The organism is Paenibacillus oryziterrae, assembly GCF_042610485.1.
Classification (GTDB): Bacteria; Bacillota; Bacilli; order Paenibacillales; family Paenibacillaceae; genus Paenibacillus_AQ.
This window is the reverse complement of the sequence record NZ_JBGJZO010000019.1, coordinates 41,432-55,150: the sequence shown is the minus strand read 5'-3', so window position 1 is coordinate 55,150 and position 13,719 is coordinate 41,432. Positions and strand designations below refer to the sequence as shown.

Annotated in this window: 15 protein-coding genes and 1 pseudogene; 2 read left to right on the top strand and 14 right to left on the bottom strand. The window is 47.6% G+C overall.

Going from position 1 to position 13,719, the window contains the following annotated elements:
• Positions 1-13: 13 nt before the first annotated feature.
• The 13 genes and pseudogenes from ACAN55_RS17810 to ACAN55_RS17750 form a co-directional block, all read right to left on the bottom strand.
• The gene (locus tag ACAN55_RS17810) at positions 14-463 is read right to left on the bottom strand and encodes a carboxymuconolactone decarboxylase family protein (protein WP_379135760.1); all 450 of its coding nucleotides are present in this window, start codon (positions 461-463) and stop codon (positions 14-16) included.
• A 130-nt stretch (positions 464-593) separates the two neighbouring features.
• Complete coding sequence (locus ACAN55_RS17805; protein WP_379135757.1) at positions 594-797, bottom strand: GNAT family N-acetyltransferase; 204 nt, start codon at positions 795-797, stop codon at positions 594-596.
• A complete protein-coding gene (locus ACAN55_RS17800) occupies positions 761-1,021 on the bottom strand; it encodes a hypothetical protein (RefSeq protein WP_379135754.1) in 261 nt (86 codons plus the stop codon). The genes ACAN55_RS17805 and ACAN55_RS17800 overlap by 37 nt, the downstream gene beginning before the upstream one ends.
• A 190-nt stretch (positions 1,022-1,211) precedes the next feature.
• On the bottom strand, positions 1,212-2,687 hold the full coding sequence (locus tag ACAN55_RS17795) for a WG repeat-containing protein (protein ID WP_379135752.1): 1,476 nt from the start codon (positions 2,685-2,687) through the stop codon (positions 1,212-1,214).
• 251 nt (positions 2,688-2,938) lie between these two features.
• Positions 2,939-4,774 (bottom strand): ribosomal protection-like ABC-F family protein, encoded by a 1,836-nt coding sequence (gene abc-f, locus ACAN55_RS17790; RefSeq protein WP_379135749.1) that lies wholly within the window; start codon positions 4,772-4,774, stop codon positions 2,939-2,941.
• A gap of 463 nt (positions 4,775-5,237) precedes the next feature.
• Positions 5,238-5,549, bottom strand: coding sequence for a hypothetical protein (locus tag ACAN55_RS17785; RefSeq protein WP_379135746.1), 312 nt, complete (start codon positions 5,547-5,549; stop codon positions 5,238-5,240).
• Between the two features lie 31 nt (positions 5,550-5,580).
• Positions 5,581-6,858 (bottom strand): B12-binding domain-containing radical SAM protein, encoded by a 1,278-nt coding sequence (locus ACAN55_RS17780; protein ID WP_379135744.1) that lies wholly within the window; start codon positions 6,856-6,858, stop codon positions 5,581-5,583.
• A gap of 529 nt (positions 6,859-7,387) precedes the next feature.
• Positions 7,388-8,077, bottom strand: a complete 690-nt coding sequence (locus tag ACAN55_RS17775; protein WP_379135741.1) for a YjgB family protein — start codon at positions 8,075-8,077, stop codon at positions 7,388-7,390.
• A 118-nt stretch (positions 8,078-8,195) separates the two neighbouring features.
• The gene (locus ACAN55_RS17770; RefSeq protein WP_379135738.1) at positions 8,196-8,747 is read right to left on the bottom strand and encodes an RDD family protein; all 552 of its coding nucleotides are present in this window, start codon (positions 8,745-8,747) and stop codon (positions 8,196-8,198) included.
• A 26-nt stretch (positions 8,748-8,773) separates the two neighbouring features.
• Positions 8,774-9,253 (bottom strand): hypothetical protein, encoded by a 480-nt coding sequence (locus tag ACAN55_RS17765; protein WP_379135735.1) that lies wholly within the window; start codon positions 9,251-9,253, stop codon positions 8,774-8,776.
• Between the two features lie 69 nt (positions 9,254-9,322).
• The gene (locus tag ACAN55_RS17760) at positions 9,323-10,081 is read right to left on the bottom strand and encodes a hypothetical protein (RefSeq protein ID WP_379135733.1); all 759 of its coding nucleotides are present in this window, start codon (positions 10,079-10,081) and stop codon (positions 9,323-9,325) included.
• Between the two features lie 131 nt (positions 10,082-10,212).
• Positions 10,213-10,464: pseudogene (locus tag ACAN55_RS17755) on the bottom strand (low molecular weight protein tyrosine phosphatase family protein); the annotation flags it as partial.
• 38 nt (positions 10,465-10,502) lie between these two features.
• Positions 10,503-11,354 (bottom strand): imm11 family protein, encoded by an 852-nt coding sequence (locus ACAN55_RS17750; RefSeq protein ID WP_379135730.1) that lies wholly within the window; start codon positions 11,352-11,354, stop codon positions 10,503-10,505.
• A gap of 174 nt (positions 11,355-11,528) precedes the next feature.
• Between ACAN55_RS17750 and ACAN55_RS17745 the strand changes: the two genes are divergently transcribed.
• Complete coding sequence (locus ACAN55_RS17745; protein WP_379135727.1) at positions 11,529-12,035, top strand: GNAT family N-acetyltransferase; 507 nt, start codon at positions 11,529-11,531, stop codon at positions 12,033-12,035.
• A gap of 74 nt (positions 12,036-12,109) precedes the next feature.
• Positions 12,110-12,556, top strand: coding sequence for a hypothetical protein (locus tag ACAN55_RS17740; RefSeq protein WP_379135725.1), 447 nt, complete (start codon positions 12,110-12,112; stop codon positions 12,554-12,556).
• A gap of 126 nt (positions 12,557-12,682) precedes the next feature.
• Here ACAN55_RS17740 and ACAN55_RS17735 read toward each other — a convergent pair whose 3' ends face one another.
• Positions 12,683-13,498, bottom strand: a complete 816-nt coding sequence (locus tag ACAN55_RS17735; protein ID WP_379135723.1) for a L,D-transpeptidase family protein — start codon at positions 13,496-13,498, stop codon at positions 12,683-12,685.
• Positions 13,499-13,719 lie beyond the last annotated feature (221 nt).

Sequence of the window (13,719 nt, the reverse complement as noted above, 5' to 3'; positions counted from 1 at the left end):
TCCTTATCTTATCTCAGTCAAAACATCCAGGGTACATTCCTGTGGAGATCGCAATCCGGTTCCAGTTATTGATGGTATTAATCGCCACAATCAGGTCAATATATTCTTCTTCGCTGAATAGACCTCTAACTCTATCATACACATTCCCCGGTACACCTGCTTCCGAAATCTTCGTTACTACCTCAGCGAGTTCGATGGCAACCCGCTCCTTCTCCGTGAACAGAGCTGGAACTTCTCTCCATACACTAAGCAGCAGAATACGGTCGCTGTGATCCCCGAGCTTAAGCAGATCCTTGGCATGCATATCCAGGCAGAAAGCGCACCCGTTTATTTGGGATACCCGGATTTTAATCAGCTCATACAGTACTTTATCCTTAATACGGCTGCTTGTGTGCTTCTCCAGTGCCATCATGGCCTGAAATGCCGCAGCATTGGCCTCTCTGTAATTCAATCTCAAACTCATATCTGAACGCCTCCTAATTTAATGTACAAACTGAAGACAATTCAGCAGCGGATTTTGTGACACCGGGATTGAAAAGGGTGCACCCGCACCAATGAATGGCTGGTACACCCTAAGGATTATACGCTTAAAGTCAAACGATCTCGCCCTGATGAATCACGCCGAACATTCCTGTCATCGCTTCACGGCGCTGAATGCCGAAGGATTCGTAGAACTCTTCTTTCCCCCGGGAAGCAAACAGGCCGACAAACGACTGTTCCGGCGCATTTTGTTTCAGATAGTTCCGGATGGAGTTCATAATCAGGAAGCCTGCCCCTTTACCCTGATGCTCCGGCATAACGGCGACATCCTGAATGTAAAAAAAATCTGCCCGTCCCCTACAATTCGTCCCATACCGACCGTTTCATCCCCATAACAGACGACAACACCGAACAACGAACGGCTCAAAGCGACTTCCGCTGCATCCAAATTCATAAAGTCCTTCCAGCCGACAGAACTGCACAGCTTTCTATATTCCTCAATCGTGGCGGTTCTTGTCTCCACCCGATACATTTCGCTCATACAAATCCTCCTGGTTAAAGTGCACCTTACAGCGGCACTCTTTGATTCCTTTTGATTCCTTATTTCCCGTTTGCCCCGGCGAGCTCTCTAAAAACAAGATAGTCCGACACCGGCGCCCTGCCCATCTCTCTGGCCCATACAGACAACTGCCGATTTCGTGGATTTCGTGGGCGATGGCGAACGCATACCGTTATTCCCCAGTCCAGACGACTTCCCCTGCTTTATTGATCAGATAAGGGGTGTACGTGTTATTCGCATTGTTCACGTAGGCCTTGGCGGCGCCCCCCTGGAAGGTGGAGACAAATGAATAGATTGGCTTAACCATGGTCTGGCCTGCCAGAGTCTTGAATCCTACCGGGCCTTCCTCATACGCCACCATCCCTTCACCATAACTGATCAGGTGATCCGCTCCTGGAATGGCGATCAGCTTCCCTTTGGTATCCACCAGCCGCTGGGTATAGTCATAGGGATGGCGCTGAGACAGCATAATATAACCGTCGTTGAAGTACCCGATGAACTGAATGGACTCCGTGGACTGGGGTTTGAAAATCCAGACACCCTTCTGGTTAATCAGGCCGGTCTTCCCGTTATTGACTATAACCGCAACTCCATCCCTGAAAGGACTGGCATAATCATAGACCGGCTTGATTACCCATTTCCCCTTGGTATCGATATATCCGGTTTTGAAGACGGACTTCCCACCGTTTGTCGTGCGTACAGACACCGCTGCCAGACCTTCAGAGAAGGAGTCTGTGCTCTGGCTGCCGAAGATTACAGGAATCGCGGTTTTGCCGTTGTGATCGATGTAATAGGTTTTACCGCCGGACAACACTTTCGCCATTCCGTCCGCGAAATCGTAGGCACGATTATAGATTGCCGGAATGACGATCCGGCCGGTGCGGTTCATATAACCCATCTTCACTGTAATGCCGCCGCTCTCCGTCTTCACCAGATCTTTAAACGTAGCCAGACCCTCGCTGAATTGCCCCAGCTGGTAATGCGGAGCGTCAACAGCCAGCTCACCTGCACGGTTCATAAATCCGGCGGTATACCCGGACTTCTTCACAGGAATCAATTCTTCATAGCCGAAATCAAGAACCCCCGTATATGAAGTCTTTAACTGCTCCCGGCCCTGATTATCCACGGCAACCGTACCGCCATTATCATTGAAGCTGTACCAGTACAGGCTGTCCAGCTTCTCCTTCGCATCTCCAGAAACAGGACGGAGCTGAATCAGATTCGTCCCGGGAACTACCGAGTGGCCTTGACCGCCCATCGCCCCGGCCAATGCCAGATCGATAAACAGAGATCCGTTATAATAACGGGGTATTTGCTCCATTAATTGTACATGCATACCCGTAGGATCATCGAGCAGCGCTCTTTTGGTACCCAGCTTTATCGTAAGCTTATAACCGTCCTGATCCTTCAAAATCACTTCCGAGGATGTTACCGACTCAAAGGTATACCCAAAGCGTTCGGCAATCGGACGCAGCGGCACCATGACAACACCGTCCACTTCTACTGGCCCTTCGGGCAGAAACAGATGATCCCCTTGATCAAAGATTTCCCAGCGGTCAGCATGGGCCCGTGTACCTCCGAAACTAAAGAAGGCGATAAGCGCCAGCAGACCGGTGAATAATATAGCTGCAAGCTTGTTTTTATCCATAAAAAATCGGCGGTGCGTGTGCATATGAATACCCCTCTCATGCGGTTAATGGATGAAGTTGTCCAATCCTTCTTCATGTATGTTTGGATTATTCTGGATATCAACATCTTCTTAGACGCCGCCGCCGAAAAATAGTTGCGAGATTCTGTATGAGTCTAGGAGATCCTCCACGATTCTGCGAGAGTACTTGAGATTCTGCCAGAGTATTCGAGATTCGGAAGGAGTCACATCAATTCGAGACGTTTGTAGATCTACCGGATGGAACCACCAAGCTTCAAGATTCTCTCCCGCAGACTCACAATCTCCTTCATCAGCGCCCGGTTCTCTTCTTCGCTCTCCATTATTTCATGCCGCATTAGTTCCGAGAGCCTAAGCTTCAAAAGGTCAGCCTCCCCTTCGCGAGCCAGCTCTTCGGTGCTGCGTATGCGGCTGCGATCCTTCCCGGAGTATTCTCCGTATGTCCCCGGGAACAACACCGGCGGACTGCCCGGCTTCATTACAATCAGGCGGTTCGCAATTCGCGAGAGCAAATAACGGTCATGGGACACCAGCAGAAGTGCACCGGGATAAGCCTCCAGCGCCTCCTCTACCCGCTCCCGGGTATTGATATCCAGATAATTGGTCGGTTCGTCCAGTACGAGCAGATTGGCACCGCCGAAATAGAGTCGCAGAAAGGCAATCCGGCATTTCTCCCCAAGACTGAGGTCTCTAATCCGTTTGAATACATCATCTCCGGAGAAGAGGAAGCAGCCCAGGATTGTCCGCGCCTCGGTAATCGTCATCCCGGGAAGCCCTAACAGACTGTCCAGAAGGGTTGAATCCGCTTCGAGATTATCCAGCTCCTGGGCGAAATACCCCACCTTAGTCTGCGGATGCGCCCGCACTGTTCCACAGCTAGGCCCGATTATGCCTGCCATCAGCTTCAGCAGCGAAGATTTACCGGCACCGTTCGGCCCGATCAGAGCTGCACGTTCTCCTCGTCTTAGCGAAACGCTGAAATTCTCCAGCAATGGACGGCTGCCTTCGTAGGCGAAAGTGACATCATTCAGCGTCACCAGCGTATCAGCCGCGAACTCCCCTCCTTCGAGCCGCATTCGAAGCTTAGGCGTCTCCTGCAGAACGACTTTATTCTCGTTCAGCCTTCGAAGCGCGGACTCCTTAGCATGCAGCCGGGAGACATTTTTCTTCGATTTGGATCGCAGAAAATCATTTTGCCCCGCAGCCCGGTGTGCTTGCTGGAACCATTCCGCGTACCGGCGTATACTCTCCAGAAGTTTCTCTTTCTCCTGCTCTTGCTTTTTATACCGGATTTCCAGGGTCCGGGCTTCAAGCTGCTTTTGCTCACGGTACTGCGTGTACCCTCCCGGATATCGCCGGCAGCCCTTGCCGGTCAACTCTAATACGGCGGTTGCAGTACGGTCTATAAAGATTCGGTCGTGGGAGACGCACAATACGGTTCCAGGATAGGCTGCAATCCACTGTTCCAGCCATTCCATCGTCCCGCTGTCCAGATGATTGGTCGGTTCATCCAACACCAGCAGTTTAGGCTGCCGTGCGAGGAGAGCCGCGAGCTGCACCCTAGTCTTTTGCCCGCCGCTCAGCGAGGTGTACGGCAGATCCCAAACCTCCGGTTCAAGCTTCAACTGCCGCAGACACTTCTCTGCCTTTGCTTCCCATCCATACCCGTCCAGCTGCAGATAACGTTCATACACCTCACCATATTCGGCCAAATGAGCTTCATCTGATGTTTCTGCCTGCGGCATCTCAACGCTTAAGGCTTCAATCCGCCTTTTAAGTAACGGAAGCTCTATCTCCCCGGACAGCACATAATCAAATGCGGTGGTTCCTTCTTCGATCTCAAGCTGCTGATCCAGAATTCCCCATTCCTCCGGCGGTATCCCCCGATATACCGTACCTTCATCAAATTGCAGCCGGTTCAGTAGCCCGTGCAACAGCGTCGTCTTGCCGATTCCGTTGCGTCCGAAGAGCAGAACACGCTCCCCTTCCTCTATCTCAAATGACACTTGTTCGAATAACGTTACTCCGTTCCATTCCTTGCGCAAATCTTTTACCTTAATGACTGGCATATACCATTCCTCCGCTTCCTTGGATCATATTTCATGGATTTTATGAGCCGTGCAGATTGGCACAAAAAAACCGCTGCCAGCGGCAAGCGGTCGAAATATCGTATGGCGGAGAAGGATACTTTGAAGTCTTAAACAACCCCTGAACGGGATAGACACCTGCAAGCTGCAGTATATCTCCCTGATCCATGGACGTCCAAGATTAACTAAAGTATCGTATAGCCTCCGACTGACACACGTATCCCGTAACCGTACCGCCCGCTTGGGCGCTCCGTGGCTTGTGACTGTATTCCACAAGTTAAAGAGTCCGTTTAGGAAATCGTGTTAGTTATTCATCAGTCGAAAGGTCCTCCGTGAATTGTCCGGAATGGTAAGAATGAGTTCATTATAAGGGAGCTTTACTTCTGAAGGCAAGATATAGGAATGGTATAGAATGATTTTAAACATTACTGCCCTCAGTAATCTATTACCCGTACTGCGACAAATCGTGAATCAACAAGCCTTTTATCGTGTCCAGCTCCGCCAATTCTTTTTCCTTGTCCGTTCTGATGCTGCTCTCCTGCTCATGGGCTGTGTTAATCAGCCGGGTTCCAGGCCAATTATCCTGCTTCTTCACCTCTTTAAAAAATGGCTGCAGCGCCTTCAGCAGTTCAACCCCGCTCTCCTCCAGCGGCATCTGATCCCTTTTCACCAGAATAAATTCATCGCATAGATTTATGGCCACCTCTAGCAAGGAACGATACACTTCACCTGTGGGCTCCTGTAAAATAACAAACATTACACAACACTCCTATCCGCAAAATGATCCTTCAGCGTTTAATGGCCAGCCGGTACCCCAGATTCATAATAAAGTTAACCAGCAAATGCGTTCTAGATACAGACATCCGTTTCACGAAAGACCGCAAAGAATAGAAGCGGCGGCGGAAATCATTATACCCTTCGTATAGTTGCTGGCTTGTCATATGGCGGGGAGTGAATACCACATCCGTTTTGCCGTTAAACATGCTCCAGTCTTCATTCAGCAGCCGCTGCTCCCGCTTCATCTGGCTGTACACCGGAGTCTGAGGCAGCGGAGTCAGCAGGCTGACGGTAACTCCGTCAATGCCAAGCGACTCGCAGGCTTCAAGCGTTTGCCGGAAGGTATCCGGCGTATCCTCATCAAAGCCGAACACAATCCCGGCCTGAATCATGATCTTATGCCGATGCAGTTTATGTATAATCTCTTCATAGGAACCGACCCGGTTAATTCCTTTATTCACACTTCGCAGCGCAGGCGGGGAGAAAGACTCCAGACCAACGAACAGGTACAAGCACCCCGCATCATGCGCCTGGCGCAGCAGCTCATCATTATTGCAATCCGCAAGCGTGGCCTGGGCGGCCCATTTTTTGCCCATCGGTTCCATAGCCTTCATCAGTTCCATAGCATGAGTCTTATCCGCGAAGAAGTTATCATCCCAGAATACAAAAAATTTCGATTTCATGAGCGAGATCTCATGAATAACCTCTGGGATCGGACGGGTGCGGAAGCGGTCATGGTAAATCTGCTTCAAGTTGCAGTATGCGCAGCGGTAGGGACAGCCCCGGGTTGAAAATATTGCACCTTTCATAAGCGCATTCCTTCTCAGCAGATCCCAGCGCGGAACCGGAACTTCTCTGAGGTCAGGAATAGACTCAGAGCGGTACACGTCCTGGGCATCCCCCCGGCTGAAATCCTCCAGAAACCTGGGCCAGCTCTCCTCCGCCTCACCGATGATAATAGTGTCACAGTGCAGGGCAGCCTCCTCCGGAAGGAGCGTCACATGAGGTCCGCCCATAACCACCTTTGCTCCCTTAGCCCGGAACTTAGTAGCAATATCGTAGCAATGATAGGCATTCGGAGTATTCACAGTAATGGCGACCAAGTCAAAGTCCCGGTGATACGGAATCTTTTGCTGATATTCATCGACAAGGGTTATGTCGTACTTCGTTTCATCAATAAAAGCAGCCAGATACGGCATCGTAATCTGCACAAAGTTATTGAACTGTTTTCTGCGGAACTGATTGATCTTCTTATTCTCCGGCTGTATCAGCAAAATACGTAGTTTCATTGTTCACCGCCTGCTCAAATATCGGATTAGACTACATTCGCTTGCTATTTCCATAATCCTCCACTACATTCAAATCGCAGTATAACGGCAACGTTGCCTTCTAACCTGTGACCCATTATACAAAACCGTAATTTTTGCTCTGATTGCATTTTGTACAATAGATTAGAGCATTTTCGGGTTAATTCAGCTTTCTGTTGTATTTAATGCAATAGATTTCTACAAGCGAGCTTCACTAACCAGATTCTACTGCACTAAATACAACAGAACTTAAATATCGACGAATTCCACCTGATTCTATTGCACAAAATACAATAGATCCAATCTCCTCTACATACGGCTCAAATGGCGATATATTTCTCATGAACATTACTGAATGCATATGTCCGGCACCGTGTTTATATTAGTCGCACCTAGCCGAACACGCTTAGCATCCGAGATAAAGTTAATGCATGTCCATTAGGTAAATCAGTGAACAAAATAAAAAAGGGCAGCCCGCAAGGTTCCCCCCTGCTGGACTGCCCTCCTTCGATTATCCTGCCATATTGTTGATTGAATCCTGTTCGGAGAAGACCGAAATATGATCCACCGTGCCTTTGCTCTCCGGAATAATAAATTTCAGTTGATACTGTTTACCTGCCTGATAGGTATAGATCGTATCCTGTCCGTTCTTCTTAATATCGTCCGGTTTGCCCAGAGTATCCTCGATCTCCTTCAGTGTTAGAGTTTGAAGCTCCGCGCTGCTAGAACGTACGTCGAAGATTTGGCTGCCTTTATTAAAACCGAAGACTACCTTTTTATCTTTATAGGTAGCGTAGATACCTTTGCCTGCCGCTTCCTCAACATCCGGTTTACCCCAAGCCTTCTCTACCTCATCGATCATTCCGCTGTGCGCAGCATATTCCACACCTGGAGCCTTGCCTTGCTTAGCCAGCTGCAGAAGCTCCTTCAATTGCTCCGAGGTACTCTGTGCACTGTCAGCCACCGGACTGGCAGAAGCTTCAGCAGTGACTTCCGGCGCTGACTCCGCAGGAGCAGCCGTGGCCTCTGGAGACGCAGTTGCCTCAGGGGCTACAGTTGCCGACGCCGTGGGTGCAGCAGTCACCGCAGGAGCAGTGGCTTCCGATGCCGTATTTCCGTTGTTGTTCCCATTACAAGCTGTAAGTCCAAGCAAAGCGGACAGTAACAGAATACTGGCCATTGCTTTGTATGAGGTTGTCATTTGTGTCATCTCCTTGATTGTCTACACGTCTATTATATCCAACTGTTAGAATCAGACGGAGGCAAGCAGGAAAAGGTTGCGGAATCATTCAGATCGAAAGAAAGGCTCCCGTTAGAACTCAATCTAATATGCTAAGCGCAGATTTCTTCACCACATAAGTTCCAGCCATCAGGTCATGCAGCGCCCTGTTCTGTTTATTAAATACTACGAATAGACAATCGACAATAATGACCCACCCTAAAATCGCATCCAGATCAGAGGCTAGCTGCGCTAAATCGGATAACTGAACGGAATCAAAAGAATAATTAAATTGATTGAGATTATCGATTATTGAGAATACGGTGCCCAGCAAAAGAAAACTACAGCGGATTAAAGCCTGCTTTACCGTAGGATAATTCCCGGCTTCATTAACAATTCTCGCCTTCAGGATCAGCCTTCCAGGTGTTCCGCCAAATTTGACAATCATAAAGATATAGAACATATTCATCAAGATCCATCGCGTGATGATCGGTATCTCTGATTCCCAATGTACCGCTAATGAATTGGATACGTAGTACAGAAGCAATAGCGGAACAGCCAAAATGAATACATCCAAAAAGCTGATCAGCACTCTTTTCCAGAAGCCTACAAAGTCCTTTGACTCCATCCGGTCGATTAGTGTTTCTTCCATTAAGCTTCACTCCATGGATCAATTTGTTAACTAAGCATCCCTATGTAGAATTGATGCTGAGAATGCAGCAGCTTCAGAATCTCCGGCACATCCTCTCTGCTGATCACCGGCAAACTTATAAGTTCACTACCGCAACGGAAAAACTCCCGTCCATCCGGGTAGCTGTAATGATATCCCTGCAGTTCATCCGCACATTTACCGCATTGATAGCAGCCCGTGTATTTATAGTTGTATTCCTCAATTACTGCCCGAATAGCTTCCTGAAATAAAGGGGAGTAACCCGCTGTTGCATAGAATTTCATCTTCAAGTAGGGCTTGCCATGTTCAATGGAGAACTTGAGAAGATGCTTCTTGGTCCGGTTGTTGGTGAACACAATGTTCACAGACTGCGTCTTGGCCCGCTTAGGCTTATATCCCAGCTGATAGGCAAAGTCCGCAATTTCGGAAAAGAGAGCTTTATCCTCTTCCGGCACACTTTCATAGAATTCATCCAGTTCCAGTTGCATTTCCTTCCCTCCAAGTGTTGCCAGTCGGCAAGTATTCCTTCATGTTCACCCTTCCACAAAAGGCAGGGTTTATTCCGCTTCAGAAAGTGGTTCCTCCGGGAGCGGATTGATCAGCACACTGCAATGAGGGGCATGCACCCGAAAGTATTGCTGCATCCGGTTGTACCCTGCGGTGTCTCCCCGCTGCTTGTATCCATTCATCAGTCCCCAGCCTAGAATAAGTTTGGTTAGAGCAGCAGCCTTTTGAAACTTCAGTTCCAGACTGTTCATTCTCTCAGTTGTACAATAACCGCTCAGAACCTGCCCGACTTCGATGTATGCATCGGTTATTTCACTGCTCCTTTTCGAACCAGGGAACATGGTGGAGACAGAACCCAACTCCTTTGTTTTGTGAGCATAGGTTAAGCCGTTTGTAACGTCACCAGTGAAATAGCAGATCAGACTTTTCATAGAATAATCCATAGCTTGAAACATAGGGTCCATGCTCTGCCAGTCAACTTCTTTCATTGCTGCTCTTGCATGCTCAAATTCTCCGTACAATAAATAGGCAAAAGCTCTATTGTACGCATTCGTTGTTACTCCCAGTTCAGGCTTTAAAAACTTCGACGGCTTTGGAGTCAGGCTGCGTATTAAAGGCTCGGGACCGCTGTTTTGTAACGCTTTACCCAATGTATTTCGGATCCGGGATCTGAGAATAATCAAAAATGCTATTACAAAAGGAACTATTATAAGATTCGTGGAATCCCGGATAATACTAAAGGCTAAATACACAATTAAAACCACAGCCGGGATCCATAACTTTATTAAATATCGATTATTTTTGTTCATTTAACTATGTCTCCTAATGTTGTATTTCTTCAATTACCTCTTTCAGCAACGGACCTAGCTGTCCTGTTTCAATATACTTAACGATTTCTGCTACTATGCCTCTTAGGATGGTAGAGATTTCAACGCTCCTACTCAGGAATATCCATACAGATCACTCTTTTACTCAAGAGGAGATTTCCAAATTTCTCTTTCAGTCTGCGGACATGCTTTCGTTCCATCACAAAAATAATATCCGCCCATCCGATATGCCCTTCCGTTACTTTGATCCGCGCCTGATCCTCTGTTCCTGCCGATCTCACGTCATAGCCGTTGTATTTGTCAAAGATCTTCTCGGCCGTTAAGCTGCGCCACTGGTTCCGGCTGCAGATGAACAATAATTTAATCTTTCGTCAGCTCCTTATATCTGAAATTCAGATAGACTTTAAGCCTCACGGTATCTCCAGAGGTTGGAGAAATCTTCGGTTCTCTCCACCTCATGCCACTCATACCCGAGCAGAATTGGCGGAATATACATGGGTTGAGTCCATTGATAATTGAGATCTAGCGTCAAATCTCCCAACCAGAATTCACCCGTATGATCCAGCTGCATTCTCCACTTCCCGCTGGCCACAGCTTTGTTCTGGTCTACTCTTTCTCGGGCTTCTTCATAGGAGAATTCCGGACCCTTGTTCTTCTCTATACCCTGAAGCATTGCTTCATATTTTCTTTTCTGCACCAGTTCTTTCTCTTCTGTGAATTCAGAATCGTATACCTCACTGAAATCCAACCCTTGCAGATTATGGTTCTCGATTAACTTTCTAAAAGCCTCTGTAACAAATACTGTTGATCCAGCCGTTTCTTTGATTTTGAAAATGTATGTATTGAGCGGTATCTTAGTGAAGTCGAATCGAAGCTTCTTAAACCTCATAAAATACTTTTCAAACCATTCAGCATCAGATCTTTCCCAATCTACGCAATCGAGAATATTAGTAACGTTCATCAGAAATAAATTAATTTCATCATGATCCAGCGGTAAAAACTCCACTTCATCTTTGATATATGGTTCAAGAATCGACTTGACTTTTTCGGACACCAACGGCTTTCCGCTGGTAAAATAGGGAAAATCAGTATGCGTATTACGGTGAAGCGTTTCAAGTTTAATCGGCCACCATCCCTCGATTTTAGAAATCCCTTTAAAACGAGGAAACAGGGGATGCCCTGGATATTTCTTCTTATCGACAGCAGCTAAGGTCATCGTAGTAGAAAAATCTTCACTAAATTCATATACCTTCATATTCCAATACTCCTCACGTTCATTCATATATTCCATCCGCGTAATTCTAAATCATTATCAACTCCTTATAATTCCATGCCCTTCATATTTTTTCCTTTCCCAGCTTTTAAATTGTCTTAAAATACGTACAATGATATTCATATCCTATTAGCGGGCAAAAGGAGGAGACGGAATATGCAGGCAGAGCTATTTGATCAGATTTATGCCATCATGGAGGCTTCGTTCCCGGTTTCCGAATTCAGGACCCGGGAAGGGCAGCGCGCGCTGCTTGCCGAAGAGCATTACCGCTTAATTACTTGGCAGACGCCTGACGGTAGTGTCGTCGCTTTTATGGCAGTATGGGAATTTCCGGAGTTCCGGTTTGTCGAGCATATCGCGGTGCATCCGGCTGCACGGGGGAATGGCATGGGGGATCAGTTAATGAAGGACTATATTTCAGAATCGCTTGTCCCCGTAGTGCTCGAGGTTGAACCTCCGGAGAATGGATGGTCCCTGCGCCGGGTCGGCTTTTATGAAAGATTGGGCTTTCATCTTAATTCCTATGAGTACAAACAGCCGGCACTCCGGGTAGACCAGAACGATTTGCCGCTAAATATTATGAGCTATGGCAAGGCGCTTTCTTATGCAGAATTCTTTTCCCTCAAGGAAAAATTGTACAAGAATGTGTATAAAATCCCATGAGTAAACTCACTCTCCCGATGAGATAATAATTCCGTTTTCCAAAAAATCGAGCAATTACAGGGAGGATTCACATCTTGAACTCAAACATCAGCAGCCAGATTAATCAGTGTGAGCAAATTATTCAGCAATTGGTAAGCCAAACCCAGCAGGCCAATCAGGTGTATCAGCAAATGCTTCAGCAGGAACAGCAAAATGCGATGCGGCTGGAGGAAATTGCAAAACGCGAGCACACGGCGGCGCAAATGATCCAATCAACCCTGCAAGGACACCAAACTGCGATTCAGCAAATGCAGCAAATCTCCCAAATCTGCAGACAGCTGGAGCAAAGCGCACAATCCAGCAGCTATAGCCCTTCCGGGTATAATCCAGCCTATAATCCTTCCTTCAGCCAACAACCGATGCATGCACCAATAAACCCTCAATTCAGCACACACCTGAATCCGGGAATGGGCTCTTCCATTAATCAAGGGATGTCTTCTTCTGTTATGTCAGGTATCCACTCAGGTAGAAGCTATCAATAAGCAGTTGCAGAGATAACTAAACACTTTCAATAGGAAAGTGGCTTCCCATTTCAAAAGGGCCAGGTGGAACTTGCTTCCACCTAGCCCTTATACATATCCGTTTTGATTTCAGCTACCTGTCGAGTCTTAATCTGTCACGATAACCGCCTTGGCTGCCGCATCCCATTTCACTTGAACGCCGAGCAGGGCCGGTAGATTCTTTAGCGGAAACATTACATTCTGATCGACTTGTATTGAAGGTATAATGGCAATTTCCTCTCCGTTCACAGTAGCCGTATCCGCTAACGGTTTATAGATAATCGTACGTTCTCCCCGAGAAATCGAAAGTACACCCTCCGCTGCGTTCCACTTCACCTCTGCACCGAGAAGTTTAACCGTCTCCCGGAGCGGCAGGTAGACTCGTGAATTTTGCAGGATTAGCTGCCCATCCAGCTTCGTCTCCACACCGTTATAACTTACAAGCCCTGCGAACCGCATACCACCCAGATAGTATCCGTGATCCATAGCAATGCTTTCCATACCTGCACTGCTTGTAGTGATAATAACGATAGTATTCTTCTCCACCCTTGGGAACAGCCAGTGAATATCATCGTTATGCATGCGGATACAGCCTGAACTTACATATTTGCCGATTGAATTCTCATTGCTGTTGCCGTGAATCGCATAGGTGGTTCCGTAGGTTTCACCCACCTCCAGCCCCAGCCAGCGGTCACCTAGTGGGTTGCGCGGATCGCCTCCAGGTATCTTTTCCTTGTAATACGGCCTGTTCTTGATCTTCACGACGATTTTGAAGCTGCCTTCAGGAGTCAAACTCTTAGTCCTGCCTGTCGCGACCGGAAAGGTCTTCTCCAGCTTGCCGCCGCTAAAGAATGCCAGCTTATTGGTCTTCTTGTTGATGACAATCAGGTCATTGACTGCCGCCGCACTCACACTTTCTGCCATAATCGTGCATGAGAGTAAGACGAACACAAGCAATGCACCTAGAATCCGCTGTCTGTATGATCTCAGTTGGAAATCCCTCCTTATATCTCTTGGGTCTCCTAACTAATATATAGACACACCGGATGTCCTATGACCGCTTCTTCAGATCGCCTAAACTCACCTATATTTTTCCTGATGTGTAACCTTAGCCCACGAATTGCGTCAATATCTGCAGAGGTGAT

Bases quoted from the DNA above. Each gene is read 5' to 3' on its own strand.
- ACAN55_RS17810 (WP_379135760.1), bottom strand. From the start codon at position 463: ATGAGTTTGAGATTGAATTACAGAGAGGCCAATGCTGCGGCATTTCAG.
- ACAN55_RS17805 (WP_379135757.1), bottom strand. From the start codon at position 797: ATGCCGGAGCATCAGGGTAAAGGGGCAGGCTTCCTGATTATGAACTCC.
- ACAN55_RS17800 (WP_379135754.1), bottom strand. From the start codon at position 1,021: ATGAGCGAAATGTATCGGGTGGAGACAAGAACCGCCACGATTGAGGAA.
- ACAN55_RS17795 (WP_379135752.1), bottom strand. From the start codon at position 2,687: ATGGATAAAAACAAGCTTGCAGCTATATTATTCACCGGTCTGCTGGCG.
- abc-f (WP_379135749.1), bottom strand. From the start codon at position 4,774: ATGCCAGTCATTAAGGTAAAAGATTTGCGCAAGGAATGGAACGGAGTA.
- ACAN55_RS17785 (WP_379135746.1), bottom strand. From the start codon at position 5,549: ATGTTTGTTATTTTACAGGAGCCCACAGGTGAAGTGTATCGTTCCTTG.
- ACAN55_RS17780 (WP_379135744.1), bottom strand. From the start codon at position 6,858: ATGAAACTACGTATTTTGCTGATACAGCCGGAGAATAAGAAGATCAAT.
- ACAN55_RS17775 (WP_379135741.1), bottom strand. From the start codon at position 8,077: ATGACAACCTCATACAAAGCAATGGCCAGTATTCTGTTACTGTCCGCT.
- ACAN55_RS17770 (WP_379135738.1), bottom strand. From the start codon at position 8,747: ATGGAAGAAACACTAATCGACCGGATGGAGTCAAAGGACTTTGTAGGC.
- ACAN55_RS17765 (WP_379135735.1), bottom strand. From the start codon at position 9,253: ATGCAACTGGAACTGGATGAATTCTATGAAAGTGTGCCGGAAGAGGAT.
- ACAN55_RS17760 (WP_379135733.1), bottom strand. From the start codon at position 10,081: ATGAACAAAAATAATCGATATTTAATAAAGTTATGGATCCCGGCTGTG.
- ACAN55_RS17750 (WP_379135730.1), bottom strand. From the start codon at position 11,354: ATGAAGGTATATGAATTTAGTGAAGATTTTTCTACTACGATGACCTTA.
- ACAN55_RS17745 (WP_379135727.1), top strand. From the start codon at position 11,529: ATGCAGGCAGAGCTATTTGATCAGATTTATGCCATCATGGAGGCTTCG.
- ACAN55_RS17735 (WP_379135723.1), bottom strand. From the start codon at position 13,498: ATGGCAGAAAGTGTGAGTGCGGCGGCAGTCAATGACCTGATTGTCATC.